Annotated in this window: 11 protein-coding genes; 9 read left to right on the forward strand and 2 right to left on the reverse strand. The window is 64.6% G+C overall.

Going from position 1 to position 13,415, the window contains the following annotated elements; all coding sequences use genetic code 11:
- The coding region (locus EOD15_RS15300) for a bifunctional riboflavin kinase/FAD synthetase (RefSeq protein ID WP_127408601.1) at positions 1 to 782 on the forward strand (782 nt) is incomplete at its 5' end.
- 18 nt (positions 783 to 800) lie between these two features.
- Here EOD15_RS15300 and EOD15_RS15305 read toward each other — a convergent pair.
- Positions 801 to 1,355, reverse strand: coding sequence for an HdeD family acid-resistance protein (locus EOD15_RS15305; RefSeq protein WP_127322683.1), 555 nt, complete (start codon positions 1,353 to 1,355; stop codon positions 801 to 803).
- Between the two features lie 194 nt (positions 1,356 to 1,549).
- Here EOD15_RS15305 and EOD15_RS15310 point away from each other — a divergent pair, with 194 nt between their 5' ends.
- The 3 genes from EOD15_RS15310 (at position 1,550) to EOD15_RS15320 (ending at position 6,437) form a co-directional block, all read left to right on the forward strand.
- Positions 1,550 to 2,356, forward strand: coding sequence for a MipA/OmpV family protein (locus EOD15_RS15310; protein WP_127408602.1), 807 nt, complete (start codon positions 1,550 to 1,552; stop codon positions 2,354 to 2,356).
- A gap of 233 nt (positions 2,357 to 2,589) precedes the next feature.
- On the forward strand, positions 2,590 to 5,550 hold the full coding sequence (ileS, locus tag EOD15_RS15315) for an isoleucine--tRNA ligase (RefSeq protein WP_127322309.1): 2,961 nt from the start codon (positions 2,590 to 2,592) through the stop codon (positions 5,548 to 5,550).
- 206 nt (positions 5,551 to 5,756) lie between these two features.
- Positions 5,757 to 6,437 carry a hypothetical protein gene (locus EOD15_RS15320; RefSeq protein WP_127271160.1) on the forward strand — a complete coding sequence of 227 codons (681 nt, stop codon included), beginning with the start codon at positions 5,757 to 5,759 and terminating at the stop codon, positions 6,435 to 6,437.
- A 36-nt stretch (positions 6,438 to 6,473) separates the two neighbouring features.
- Here the strand turns inward: EOD15_RS15320 and EOD15_RS15325 are convergent, their stop codons facing one another.
- Complete coding sequence (locus EOD15_RS15325; RefSeq protein ID WP_127408603.1) at positions 6,474 to 6,923, reverse strand: nucleoside deaminase; 450 nt, start codon at positions 6,921 to 6,923, stop codon at positions 6,474 to 6,476.
- A 281-nt stretch (positions 6,924 to 7,204) separates the two neighbouring features.
- On the opposite strand from EOD15_RS15325, the gene EOD15_RS15330 reads away from it, so the two are divergent.
- The 5 genes from EOD15_RS15330 to EOD15_RS15360 all read left to right on the forward strand — a co-directional run.
- Complete coding sequence (locus EOD15_RS15330) at positions 7,205 to 9,310, forward strand: pseudouridine synthase (RefSeq protein ID WP_127322669.1); 2,106 nt, start codon at positions 7,205 to 7,207, stop codon at positions 9,308 to 9,310.
- Positions 9,310 to 9,864, forward strand: a complete 555-nt coding sequence (gene rsmD / locus EOD15_RS15335; RefSeq protein WP_127322668.1) for a 16S rRNA (guanine(966)-N(2))-methyltransferase RsmD — start codon at positions 9,310 to 9,312, stop codon at positions 9,862 to 9,864. Before EOD15_RS15330 ends, rsmD begins: the two co-directional genes overlap by 1 nt.
- Before the next feature lie 139 nt (positions 9,865 to 10,003).
- Positions 10,004 to 11,392 carry a pitrilysin family protein gene (locus EOD15_RS15340; RefSeq protein WP_127408604.1) on the forward strand — a complete coding sequence of 463 codons (1,389 nt, stop codon included), beginning with the start codon at positions 10,004 to 10,006 and terminating at the stop codon, positions 11,390 to 11,392.
- Positions 11,393 to 11,582: 190 nt separating this feature from the next.
- On the forward strand, positions 11,583 to 12,962 hold the full coding sequence (locus tag EOD15_RS15350) for a pitrilysin family protein (protein ID WP_245463679.1): 1,380 nt from the start codon (positions 11,583 to 11,585) through the stop codon (positions 12,960 to 12,962).
- Positions 12,963 to 13,235: 273 nt separating this feature from the next.
- Positions 13,236 to 13,415, forward strand: a 180-nt coding sequence (locus EOD15_RS15360; RefSeq protein WP_185929004.1) for a patatin-like phospholipase family protein, incomplete at its 3' end; no start/stop codon positions are given.

Consider the following 13,415-nt stretch of genomic DNA (forward strand, 5'->3'; position numbering starts at 1 on the left):
CTGATATCCCGTTGTTCGTGCTGACGCCGCCGCCGATGAAGGCGCGGCTCCTGTCGCTGCTGGGCTTTGCCGCGCTGGTCGAGCAGCCGTTCACGCGCGACTTCGCCTCGCTGTCGGCGGAAGCGTTCGTGACGGATGTGCTGGAAACGAACCTTGGCATTACCCACGCCGTGACCGGGTTCGATTTCCACTTCGGCAAGGATCGTCAAGGCGGCCCGGCCTACCTGATGGCGGCGGGTGAGCGTCACGGCTTCGGCGTCACGCTCGTCGACGCCTTCCGGGACGAGGGCGCCGAGGTGGTGTCGTCCAGCCGCATCCGCGGATTGCTGGGCGAGGGCGAAGTGGCTGAAGCCGCCGGTCTGCTCGGCTACCGCTTCACCGTCGAAAGCGAGGTGGTCGGCGGACAGCAGCTTGGCCGCACCCTTGGCTTTCCAACCGCGAATATGAGGCTGTCGGCGGAAGCCGCACTCAAGGAGGGCATTTATGCCGTCCGCTTCCGCCGCGCCGACGGCACGCTCCACGACGGTGTCGCCAGCTTCGGCCGTCGCCCGACGGTCGACGACAATGGCGCACCGCTGCTGGAAACCTTCGTCTTCGACTTCTCCGAAGACCTCTATGGCGAGGTCTGTCAGGTTTCCTTCTTCGGTTTCCTGCGCCCGGAGGTGAAGTTCGAAGGGCTCGATGCGCTGGTCGCGCAGATGAAGCGCGATGAAGCCGAGGCACGCGCGCTGCTTGCCGGCGTCAAGCCGCTCTCCGATCTCGACGCGGCCATGGCTTTTTGAGTCCAGGCGTTATCCCGGTTACTTTTTCAGCGCCAGACCGACGGCGATGAAGGTCCAGCCCTGGAAGATCAGGTCGATCGCAAGGAACAGACCGAGCACCCACAGGCTGTTGACCGGCCAGCCCATGGCGATGATCAGGCCCGCAAGCGCGCTGATGACACCGGCGGCGACGATCCAGCCCCAGCCGCGTTCCGGCCGATGGCTGTAGCCGACCCAGGCCCTGAGCACCCCTGACGCGACCAGCGCGATCGCCAGCAGGAACGTCAGCACCGCCGAGGCAAGCAACGGATTGCCGAAAGCGAAGAAGCCGGCAACGGCGTACAGCAGTCCGCTGAGCAGCCAGTAGAAGAAGCGGCTCCAGGTCTTGACGCCGAACGCGTGCACGATCTCGATGATACCCGCCATCAGCATCAGCCATCCCACGACGTAGACGGAAGCCACCGTGGCGACGAACAGATTGGCGAAGGCAATGCCGCCGAAGATGAGCAGCAGCACACCGAGTGCGACAAACCATCCCCATTTTGTCCGTGTCTGTTCGATCCCGATTTTTAAGGCATCGCCATGCAGGGTCATTGTCGCGGTCTCCATCGAGGGCTGCGGAATACTGCGGATGGAAGGTAATCCGGGCGCGAGCCAACGTCCAGCCGATGACCGGCAGCGGGATCTCGGCAAAGCGCGAGCATATGTCTCGGGTTTAAATCAAATTTTACCAAACGGCCGTCAAAGCTGTCATCGGCAATCATATGCGTTGTGTTAGTGGAGTGGCCATGAGTTCGGTCGGAAGAATCTCTCTTGTGTTGGCCGCCGCGGTGCTGGGTGGGACGGGCGCTGCCAATGCGGGCGAGGGCAGCTGGCTGTCCGGCGACTGGTATCTGACCGTAGGTGCCACCGGCATGGTGGCGCCGAATTTCGAGGGCGGCAAAAAGTACCTGCTCAGCGCCTCGCCGATCATTTCGCTGGGCAAGGCCGGACCTGCTGCCCGCTTTGTCTCGCGCAACGACAACATCTCGCTGGCGCTGGTCGACGATGGCGGTGTCCGTGCCGGCCTGACCGGCAAGTTCCTGTTTTCCCGCGATGATGACAACGCCGATGAGCTGAAGGGCCTCGATCCGGTGCGCTGGGGCGGGGAAGTCGGCGGCTTCTTCGAATTCTATCCGACCGACTGGCTGCGCGCCCGCGCCGAGCTGCGCCACGGCATTCGCGCTCACAACGGCTTTGTCGCCGACATCGCCGCCGACGCCTTTTACGATGTGACGCCGACCGTCAGGATTTCGGGCGGCCCGCGTGTTTCCTTTGCGTCAGGCAATTATTTCGACGCCTATTACGGCGTCAACGCGCAGGAAGCCGTGGCTTCCGGTCTGAGCGAATACCATCCCGGTGGCGGGCTGAAGTCGACCGGCCTCGGCGGCGCCATAACCTGGAAGGTGACCGAGCCGATGACCGCCAGCCTGTTTGGCGAATATTCGCGCCTGATGGGACCGGCGGCCGATTCCAGCCTGGTCAAGGAGCGCGGCGACCGCAACCAGTTCATGATTGGCGTGTCGACCACCTACCGCTTCGATTTCACGATGTAAGTGAATCGAACGAGACGCTTTATTCCTGCCGTGGCTTCGGCTAAAAGCCCAGCCATGACCAGCTTTTCGCGCCTTTTCGCGATCGCGATACGAATTACAGGCCCGGTGTTCCGGGTGGCCTGAGCGCCGCCGGAGCCGCCGGGAGTTTCTGCGCGCCCCCTCGCGCTTTTTCCATAACATGATAGTTCACGCCCGAGCTTGTACGCCCGCCGGGCAATGCAAATGGCAGACCAATGACCGATACAACTGAAACGATCGACTATTCCAAGACGCTTTACCTGCCGCAGACGGATTTCCCGATGCGTGCCGGCTTGCCGGAGAAGGAGCCGCTGCTGGTCAAGCGCTGGCAGGACATGGATCTCTACCGCAAGCTGCGCGAGAGCGCTGCCGGCCGCACGAAATACGTTCTGCATGACGGGCCACCCTACGCCAACGGCAACATCCATATCGGCCACGCGCTGAACAAGATCCTCAAGGATGTCATCACCCGCTCGTTCCAGATGCGCGGCTACGACTCGAACTATGTGCCCGGCTGGGACTGCCACGGCCTGCCGATCGAGTGGAAGATCGAGGAGCAGTACCGCGCCAAGGGCAAGAACAAGGACGAGGTGCCGGTCAACGAATTCCGCAAGGAATGCCGTGAGTTCGCCGCGGGTTGGATCGCTGTGCAGGGGGCCGAGTTCCAGCGCCTCGGCGTCATCGGCGATTTCGAGAATCCCTATACGACGATGGCCTTCCATGCCGAGTCGCGCATCGCCGGCGAGCTTTTGAAATTCGCCATGTCGGGCCAGCTCTATCGCGGCTCCAAGCCGGTAATGTGGAGCGTGGTCGAGCGTACGGCGCTGGCCGAGGCCGAGATCGAGTACCACGACTATGAGAGCGACACGATCTGGGCGAAGTTTCCGGTGGCCAGCTTGGCCCGCCCTGTCGATGGCGAGACCAAGCTGACGGAGGGCGCACTCGATCTGCTGCAGGCACATGTCGTCATCTGGACGACGACGCCATGGACGATCCCCGGCAACCGTGCCGTCAACTATTCGCCGCGCATCAACTATGGCCTCTATGAGGTCACGGCAGCCGAGAACGCATTCGGCCCGCAGCCGGGTGAAAAACTGATCTTTGCCGATGCGCTGGCCGAAGACTCCTCGGTCAAGGCCAAGGTCACCTTGAATCGTCTCCGCAGCGTTTCGGCGCAAGAGCTTGGAAGCCTTACGCTTTCGCATCCGCTCAAGGGTTTTTGCGGCGGCTACGACTTTGCCGTTCCGATGCTCGCCGGCGACCACGTCACCGACGATGCCGGCACCGGCTTCGTCCACACCGCGCCCGGCCACGGCCGCGAGGACTTTGACGCCTGGATGGATGCGGCGGTGGATCTGCGCGCACGCGGCATCGATCCCGCCATCCCGTTCACCGTCGACGACGGCGGTTTCTTCACCAAGGACGCGCCGGGTTTCGGCCCCGACCGGGAGGGTGGACCGGCGCGTGTCATCGACGACAACGGCAAGAAGGGCAACGCCAACCAGGCCGTCATCGACGAGCTGATCAAGCGCAACGCGCTGTTCGCGCGCGGCCGGCTGAAGCACAGCTACCCTCACTCCTGGCGGTCCAAGAAACCGATCATCTTTCGCAACACGCCGCAGTGGTTCGTCTACATGGACAAGGACCTCGGCGACGGCTCGACACTGCGCAGCCGGGCGCTCAAGGCCATCGACGACACCCGCTTCGTGCCCGCCGCCGGCCAGAACCGCATCCGCGCCATGATCGAGGAGCGGCCGGACTGGGTGCTGTCGCGCCAGCGCGCCTGGGGCGTGCCGATCGCCGTCTTCGCCGATGCCGACGGCAATGTGCTGAAGGACGAAGCGGTCAACCAGCGCATCATGGACGCCTTCGAGCAGGAGGGCGCCGACGCCTGGTTCGCGGCTGATGCCAAGGAGCGTTTCCTTGGCAATCACGACGCTTCGAAGTGGAAGCAGGTGATGGACATCCTCGACGTCTGGTTCGATTCGGGCTCGACGCACGCCTTCACGCTGGAAGATCGTCCTGACCTGAAATGGCCGGCCGACGTCTATCTCGAAGGCTCCGACCAGCATCGCGGCTGGTTCCATTCGTCGCTGCTGGAAAGCTGCGGCACCAGGGGCAGGGCGCCTTACGACACCGTCGTCACCCATGGTTTCACCATGGACGAGGATGGCCGCAAGATGTCGAAGTCGCTGGGCAACACCGTGGTGCCGCAGGACGTCATCAAGCAGTCGGGCGCCGATATACTGCGTCTGTGGGTGGTGACGACCGACTACTGGGAGGACCAGCGGCTCGGCAAGAACGTGCTGCAGACCAACATCGACGCCTACCGCAAGCTGCGCAACACCATCCGCTGGATGCTGGGTACGCTTGCCCATGACGATGGCGAAGAGGTGCCGCTGGAGAAGATGCCGGAGCTGGAGCGGCTGATGCTGCACCGGCTGGCCGAACTCGATGAGGTCGTGCGCTCGGGCTACGACGCCTTCGAATTCAAGCGCATCACCCGCATGCTGCTCGATTTCATGGTGGTCGAGCTGTCGGCGTTCTATTTCGACATCCGCAAGGACGCGCTCTACTGCGACGCGCCGTCGAGCCTGAAGCGCAAGGCTTCGGTGCAGGTGGTGCGCCATCTCTTCGACTGCCTGGTAAAATGGCTGGCGCCGATGCTGCCTTTCACCATGGAGGAGGCCTGGCTTGACCGTCATCCCGACGCCGTCTCGGTGCATCTCGACCAGTTCCCGCAAATCCCGGCGGACTGGAAGAACGAGGCGCTGGCGGAAAAGTGGCGCCAGGTGCGGCAGGTGCGGCGCGTCGTCACCGGTGCGCTGGAGATCGCGCGCGCCCAGAAGGTGATCGGATCGTCGCTGGAAGCGGTGCCGGTCGTCACAATCAACGACGCAGCGCTCGAAGCCGCGATTTCAGATGTCGACATGGCCGAGATGGCGATCACCAGCGATCTGGTCATCGCTCATGGCGAGGCACCGGCTGGTGCCTTCGCGATCGACGACGTCAAGGGTGTCGCCGTGGTGGTCGAGAAGGCCGAGGATCGTGGCCTGTTAAAATGTGCACGCTCCTGGCGCTACACCGCCGATGTCGGCCAGGATCCGGAATTCCCGGATGTTTCGGCCAGGGATGCGGCGGTGCTGCATGAATTGAAGGCGCTTGGCCGGCTTTAGCGGTTAGTCGGCTGGATCGGTGCACAAATGCCACGCCGGGCGGGCGAAAACCGCCCGCGCGTTGCCCTTAACGAGTGGTTGAGGTAAACACGCGAAACTCCGGAAGACAAATTGTCGCCGGATTTCCGTCGCAAGTGCTTGGACGATGGGGACCGGCCACAAGGCTGGTGGCAATCGAGAGGCTGTCTAGAGTGGGACTTTTTGGCATGACCGAGAGATATAATGCGCGCTTGGCGCTGCTGGCGCCGCTTGTCGCGTCGGGCCTCGCTTTGTCCGGCTGCATGGGCTCTCCGACCTACGGCACCGACAAGACCGCCGGCGAACAGCTGGCCGGCGATATTTCGGGCGCCTTTTCATTCGCGCCGAAGCGCAAGGAACAGATCGACTACAAGCCGCGTCCGACGCTCGTGAAGCCGGCGCCAGGCCAGAAGGAAGCGCTGCCGGCCCCGCAGGACAGCATCGAGACGGCGAGCGCCGAATGGCCCGAATCGCCTGAGCAGCGCCGCGCCCGCTTGCGCGCCGACGCGACCGCCCATCAGAACGACCCGGCCTATCAGTCGGAGATCATCGACGACGTGCAGACGGACCCGGCCTCGGTCAAGAGGGCGATGGCGGAGTCGGGGTCGAGCCACCCGCCGGCATGGACACCGGCCGATTCCGACAAGGGCCGTGCCGCCGAGATCCAGCGCCGCCTTGCCGACAGCAAGCAGGGCGATCCGAACACCCGCAAATATCTGAGCGAGCCTCCAGTGCAGTATCGTGTCGCGGCCGGCACGGCGCCGCAAGATCAGCTTGGCGAGGACGAGTACAAGAAGGAACGCCGCCTCAAGAAAGAGGCGGAAGGCAAGAAGGGCAGCGGTTGGTTCGACTGGATGCCGTCTCTGTAAGAACACCACGTTGTGTCGCCGGGCGTTGCGCCCGGTTCAGCCGCGCCGTTTCCGGAAAAATTCCTTGAGCAATAGACCCGCTTCGGTCTCGCCCATGCCCGGATAGATGTCGGGCGCGTGGTGGCAGGTCGGCGAGGCGAAAAAACGTACGCCATTGACCACGGCACCGCCCTTGTCGTCGGCGGCGCCGAAATAAAGCCGGCGCAGCCGGGCGAAGGAAATGGCGCCGGCGCACATGGCGCAAGGTTCCAGCGTCACATAGAGATCATGGCCGGTCAGCCGCTCGGCCGACAGTTTGCGGCAAGCTTCGCGGATGACCAGCATCTCGGCATGCGCGGTCGGGTCGGCAAGTTCGCGTGTGCGGTTGCCGGCGCTGGCGACAACACCAGCGCCATTGGCGATGACGGCGCCGACCGGCACTTCGCCTCGCAAGGCGGCAGCCTCGGCCTCCTTCAGCGCCAGCGCCATGAAATCGGGCCGCTTCACGCGATTTCCACTCCGATTATCTCCTCGCCACCTGACGGAGCAAGTTCGTTTCGAATGAACCGCACTTGCTCCAGGCTTTTGATTTTCGTTTGTCTTTTTGGAAAAACCGGTCTCCACTTTTCCCTGACAAACTCCAGTGATCCTGTTATTGAGCGCAGGACCTCGAAAATCGGGACTCGGTTTTCGAAAATGATCATGCGCCACATCAAAAGTGCTACAGCGTTCGTTGCGCGCCCGAAAGGATGCGCCACGCTGTAGCAGCGCAAACGGATAAAGGCCACATGGACGACAACGACAAGAAATTCCGACCCAGGAAGGGTCCGGCCAAGAGTGGGCCGAAAGCCGCGGGACCGCGCAGCCGTGATGGCGCCGCGGGCAAGGGCGGCAAGCCGTCCTTTGGCGCCAAGAAACCTTACGCACCGCGTGGCGATCGGCCGATGGCTGCCGATGGCGAGCGGCCGAAGCGCGATTTCAAGGGCGGGGACAAGCCTTTCAGCAAAGGCCCGCGTCCCGAAGGCAAGCCTTTTGAGAAGCGCGAAGGACCACGCAAGCCCTATGCGCCACGCGGCGACCGGCCAATGGCGGCCGAAGGCGAGCGCAAGCCCTATGAGAAGCGCGAAGGACCGCGCAAACCCTACGCACCGCGTGGCGATCGCCCGGTGGCCGCCGAAGGCGAGCGCAAGCCCTATGAAAAGCGCGAAGGGCCGCGCAAGCCTTATGCGCCCCGTGGCGACCGGCCAATGGCCGCCGAAGGCGAGCGCAAGCCCTATGAAAAGCGCGAAGGACCGCGCAAACCCTATGCACCGCGGGGCGACCGACCGGCTGCGGCGGCAGCGGGCGGCGAAAAGCGTTTCGACCGTCCCACGCGTGATTTCAGTGACCGCGCGCCGCGCGACGGCGGCGATCGACCGAAGCGTGACTTCGCCGACCGCCCCAAGCGCGATTTCGGCGATCGCCCGAAGCGGGATTTCAACGATCGGCCGCAAGGCGCGTCAGACGGCAGCTTCAAGCCACGCCCGCGTCCCGCCGAGGGCGCGGAAGAGGCAGGCGAGCGCATCGCCAAGCGGTTGGCCCGCGCCGGCCTGGCCTCGCGCCGCGATGCCGAGGAGCTGATCGCCGCCGGCCGCGTCAAGGTCAATGGCCGCGCCCTGACTTCACCGGCCTTCAACGTCATGCCTGATGACATCATCCATCTCGACGGCATGGAAATCCCGCCGATCGAGCGCACGCGGCTGTTCCTGTTCCACAAGCCGGCCGGCGTCGTCACCACCAACCGCGATCCCGAGGGCCGCAAGACCGTCTTCGACGTGCTGCCGGCTGAATTGCCGCGGCTGATGACCATCGGCCGGCTCGACATCAACACCGAAGGCCTGCTGCTGCTCACCAATGATGGCGGCCTCTCGCGCGTGCTCGAACTGCCGGCCACCGGCTGGCTGCGCCGCTACCGGGTGCGCGTCCACGGCAAGGTCGAGGAAAGCGCGCTTGCGGGCCTGCGCGAGGGCATTGCCGTTGACGGCGTGTTCTACGGTGCCATCGAAGCCACGCTCGACCGCGAGCAAGGCACCAATGCCTGGCTGACGATCGGCCTGCGCGAGGGCAAGAACCGCGAAGTCAGAAACATTCTCGGCTCGCTCGGCCTCGACGTGACGCGGCTGATCCGCATCTCCTACGGGCCGTTCCAACTCGATGACCTCGCCGAGGGCCATGTGCTCGAGATCAAGGGCAGGGTTCTGCGTGACCAACTCGGCGAGCGCCTGGTCGAGGAATCCGGCGCCAATTTCGACGCCGATGTCACCAAGCCGTTTTCCAACAAGCCGGTGCGGCGCACGGAAGTTCGCGAGCCGGAGCCGGAGCGGCCGAAATTCACCCGCGACGGTGAGCGCCGCCCGATCGGCGAGGGCGGTTTGATCAAGAACCGCAAGCGCCGCGAAGGCAGCCGCGACGAGGCTCTGGGCAAGCTGTCGACAAGCCCCGACAGAAGCGCGGAGAAGAGTTTTGGCGAACGCGGCCCGCGTCCCGAACGCAGCTTCGGCGACAAGCCACGCGGCAGTTTCGGCGACAAACCGCGCGGCAGCTTCGGCGACAAGCCGCGTGGTGCTTTTGGCGGCAAGCCGGGCGGCGGGAAAAAGTCCGAGCGCGAGCAGCGGCCGATCGAGCCGCCCGGCCAGCGCAAGGCCAATGTCTGGATGGCACCGGGCGCGCGGCCGATCGGCAAGGGCAGGGCCGATGCAGACGCAGCCAAGGCGGCTGAAGCAAAGGCGCGAAAGGCATCGTTCAAGCCGACCTATGGCAAACCGGCCGGCGCAAAGCCGTTCGGCAAGCCGCGCGGCGACCGTCCGACCAGCACACGCGGTGAGCGGCCGCGCGGCGGCCCCAAGGGCAAGTAATGCGGATCGTCGGCGGTGAGTTTCGCGGGCGTCCGCTGGCCACGCCGCGCAGCGACGCCATCCGGCCGACGACCGATCGCACCCGCGAGGCGGTCTTCAACGTGCTGGCGCATCGCTTTGCCGAGCAATTGGACGGCGCGCGCGTGCTCGACCTGTTCGCCGGCACCGGTGCGCTCGGGCTGGAAGCCCTGTCGCGCGGTGCCTCCTATGGCGTCTTCATCGAGGAATCGGCCGAAGGCCGTGGCCTGATCCGCGACAATGTCGAGGCCTTCGGCCTGACCGGCCGCACCAAGATCTTCCGCCGCGATGCCACCGGCCTTGGCGAAGCGGGCACGCTGGCGCCGTTCGGCCTCGTCTTTGCCGACCCGCCCTATGGCAAGGGCCTTGGCGAGCGCGCCTTGCAGTCGGCGAGAGCCGGCGGCTGGCTTCGCCCTGGCGCGCTGTGCGTGGTCGAGGAGGCGGCAGTGGCGCCCTTCGAGCCGGGCCCCGGCTTTTCCGTGCTGGACGAGCGCAACTATGGCGAGACCGTCATCCGCTTTATCGAGGCGGCCTGATACGCCTTCGCGATTGGCGGTTCCTCTCCCCCGCTTCACGGGGGCGAGGAACCGAGCTCCGCCTCTAAAATGACCAACAATTAACTTTGCTTGTCGCCAGTACCTTGCCTATCGTCTGCAGACAGAACCGGAGCCGTTGATGACATCCAGGATTGAATGGCTGCGCGGAATGCTGTTGGCGTCCTCTTTGGCTTTTGTCATGACCAGCCCGGTGCTAGCCGAGAGCCCCGTCTTGCCCAACACGGTTCCGGCCGAGTTCAAGGTCACGGATTTCCTGCTCGACAACGGCATGGAGGTGGTCGTCATTCCCGACCACCGTGCGCCGATCGTCACCCATATGGTCTGGTACAAGATCGGCAGCGCCGACGAGCCGCCCGGCAAATCCGGCATTGCGCATTTCTTCGAACATCTGATGTTCAAGGCGACGACCAACCATGCGGCGGGCGAGTTCGACCGCGCCATCTCCGATATCGGCGGCTCCAACAACGCCTTCACCTCCTACGACTACACCGCCTTCCACGAGACGGTGGCACCGTCGGCACTCGAGCTGATGATGAGCTTCGAGGCCGATCGCATGCGCAATCTCATACTCACCGACGATGTCATCAAGACCGAGCGCGATGTCATCCTCGAGGAGCGCCGCTCGCGCATCGACAACAGCCCCGAGGCCGTGCTGGACGAGGAGGTCGATGCGACGCTGTGGCAGAACCAGCCCTATCGCATCCCGGTCATCGGCTGGATGCAGGAGATGCAGCAGCTGAACCGCGCCGACGCTGTCGCCTTCTATGACAAATATTACCGGCCCAACAACGCGGTGCTGATCGTTGCCGGCGATGTCGAACCGGACACGGTGCGGGCGCTGGCCGAAAAGACCTATGGCAAGGTGGCGCGCGGCCCCGATCTGCCGCCGCGCATCCGCCCGGTCGAGCCGGAGCAGAACACCAAGCGCACGGTGACGCTCGCCGATGCCCGCGTCAGCGTGCCGAGCTTTTCCACCCAATGGGTGGTGCCGTCCTATCACACCGGCAAGCCGGGCGAGGCGGAAGCGCTCGACCTCTTGGCGGAGATCCTTGGCGGCGGCAATCGCAGCCGGCTCTACCAGGCGCTCGTCGTCCAGCAAGGTATCGCATCCAGCGCCGGCGCCTTTTTCCAGGGCACCATGCTCGACGACACCAACTTCACCGTCTATGGCGCGCCGCGCGGGGATGCCAAAATCTCCGACGTCGAAGCGGCGGTCGATGCCGAAGTGGTGCGCATCGTCAAGGATGGCGTCACGCCATCGGAGCTGGAGAAGGCCAAGGACCGCTATGTCAGGTCGATGACCTTTGCCCGCGACAAGCAGGATTCCATGGCCAACATCTATGGCTCGACGCTTGCCACCGGCGGCAATGTGCAGGACGTCCAGCAGTGGACGGACCGCATCCGCAAGGTCACGACAGACGAGGTCAAGGCCGTCGCCGCGCGCTATCTCGTGCTCGCCCGGTCGACCACCGGTTATTTGCTGCCGCAGCAACAGGCGGGGAATTGATTTGATGAAGAGATCGAGCGTTGGCGCTGCCCTTCACCTGCCTGCCGGCATCCTCCCCCCGTATAGTGACGGGGAGAGGGGCGCCGCCATCGCCGGTTTCGCCAGTCACCATGGTTGCAAGACGGACGCCGAGGTTGCGGCCAGCCTCCTTCTCCCCGTCACTATACGGGGAGAAGGACCCGGCAGGGCGATGAGGGGCGGCGCCGACTTCGACAATTGTTCGTTTGGAACGACCACCCCGAGCCGCGCCATCGCCCCGCTGATCACTTTACTTCTCTCCATCCTCTTCCTCGTCCTGCCGGCACTCACCGCGCGGGCCATGGAGATCCAGTCCGTCACCTCGCCAAAGGGCATCACCGCTTGGCTGGTCGAGGACTATTCCGTGCCGGTCGTTGCCATCCGCTTCGTCTTCGGCGGCGGCTCGACGCAGGATCCGGTCGGCAAGGAAGGGCTGGCCAATCTGATGACCGGCCTGTTCGACGAAGGCGCCGGCCCGCTCGACAGTGAAGACTTCCAGATCAAGCTCGACGATGCCGGCGCCGAGATGAGCTTCGACGAGAGCCGCGACGGCATCTACGGCTCCATGCGCATGCTGGCCGAGCAGCGCGACCAGGCCTTCGACCTGTTGCGGCTGGCGGTCAACGAGCCGCGCTTCGACCAGCTGCCGATCGACCGCATCCGCTCCCAGATCCTGTCCGGCATCGTCGCCGGCGAAAACGATCCCGACACGGTGGCGCAGAACAAATGGGCGCGAGCGCTTTATGGCGATCATCCCTATTCCCGCTCCGACCAGGGCACCAAGGAAAGCATCGCCACCATCACGCGCGATGATCTCAATGCCTTGCACAAAGCGGTGTTCGCGCGCGGCGGCCTGCGTGTCGCCGTGGTCGGCGCCATCGAAGCGGAGACGCTGAAGAAGAAGCTCGACATGGTGTTTGGCGACCTGCCGCAAAACCAGGCGCTGAGGCCAGTGGCCGATATCGACCCGAAGCTGGCGCAGCATATCGAGGTCGATTACGACCTGCCGCAGACCTCCCTGCAGCTCGCTTTTCCCGGCGTGAAGCGCAAAGCGGCGGATTTCTTCCCCGCCGTGCTGATGAACGAGATTCTTGGCGGCGGCACCTTCACCTCGCGCCTGTTCCAGGAGGTGCGCGAGAAGCGCGGGCTGGCCTACAGCGTCAACTCCTCGCTCATCAACCAGGACCACGCCAGCGCGCTGATCGTCAGCACCGGCACCCGCTCCGACCGCGCGTCCGAAACGCTGGGCATCATCCGCGATGTCGTCAAGCAATTGGCCGAACAAGGCCCGACCGAAGCCGAGCTGGCGGCCACCAAGAAATACATGATCGGCGCCTACGCCATCAACAATCTGGACTCGTCCAGCGCCATCGCCTCGACGCTGGTCGAGTTGCAGCTCGACGATCTCGGCATCGACTACATGAAGCGCCGCGCCGGCTACATCAACGCGGTGACGCTCGATCAGGTCAAGGCGGCGGCGAAGAAGCTGCTGACCGCCGAGCCGACCATCATGGTCATCGGCCCGAAGCTGGCAGGAGCCGGCAAGGGATGAGAGCGGGCGCGCATTTCTCTTTTCCGGACGCCGGCGCCGCCCCTCATCGCCCTGCCGGGCACTTCTCCCCGTATAGTAACGGGGAGAAGGGGGTTGGCCGCAACCTCGGCCCCCACCTGGCAACCTTGGTGATTGGCGAAATCGGCGATGGCAGCACCCTTCTCCCCGTCACTATACGGGGAGAGGATGCCGGCAGGCAGGTGAGGGGCGGCGCCAACTTCAACAATTGGCGGTCTCCATCGCCGGCCAGAAACGAGGCTGGAGCCGCGCACCATGGCGCCTAGCTTCGGCATAGCCTTCGGCGGCGGTGGCGCGCGCGGGCTGGCGCATATTCATGTCATCGAGGCGCTGGACGAGTTGGGCATCAGACCGGTGGCGATTGCCGGCTCGTCGATCGGCGCCATCATGGGCGCCGGCATGGCATCGGGCATGACCGGCAAGGACATCCACGAC

Source organism: Mesorhizobium sp. M7A.T.Ca.US.000.02.2.1 (genome assembly GCF_003996995.1).
In the GTDB taxonomy this organism is placed as follows: Bacteria; Pseudomonadota; Alphaproteobacteria; order Rhizobiales; family Rhizobiaceae; genus Mesorhizobium.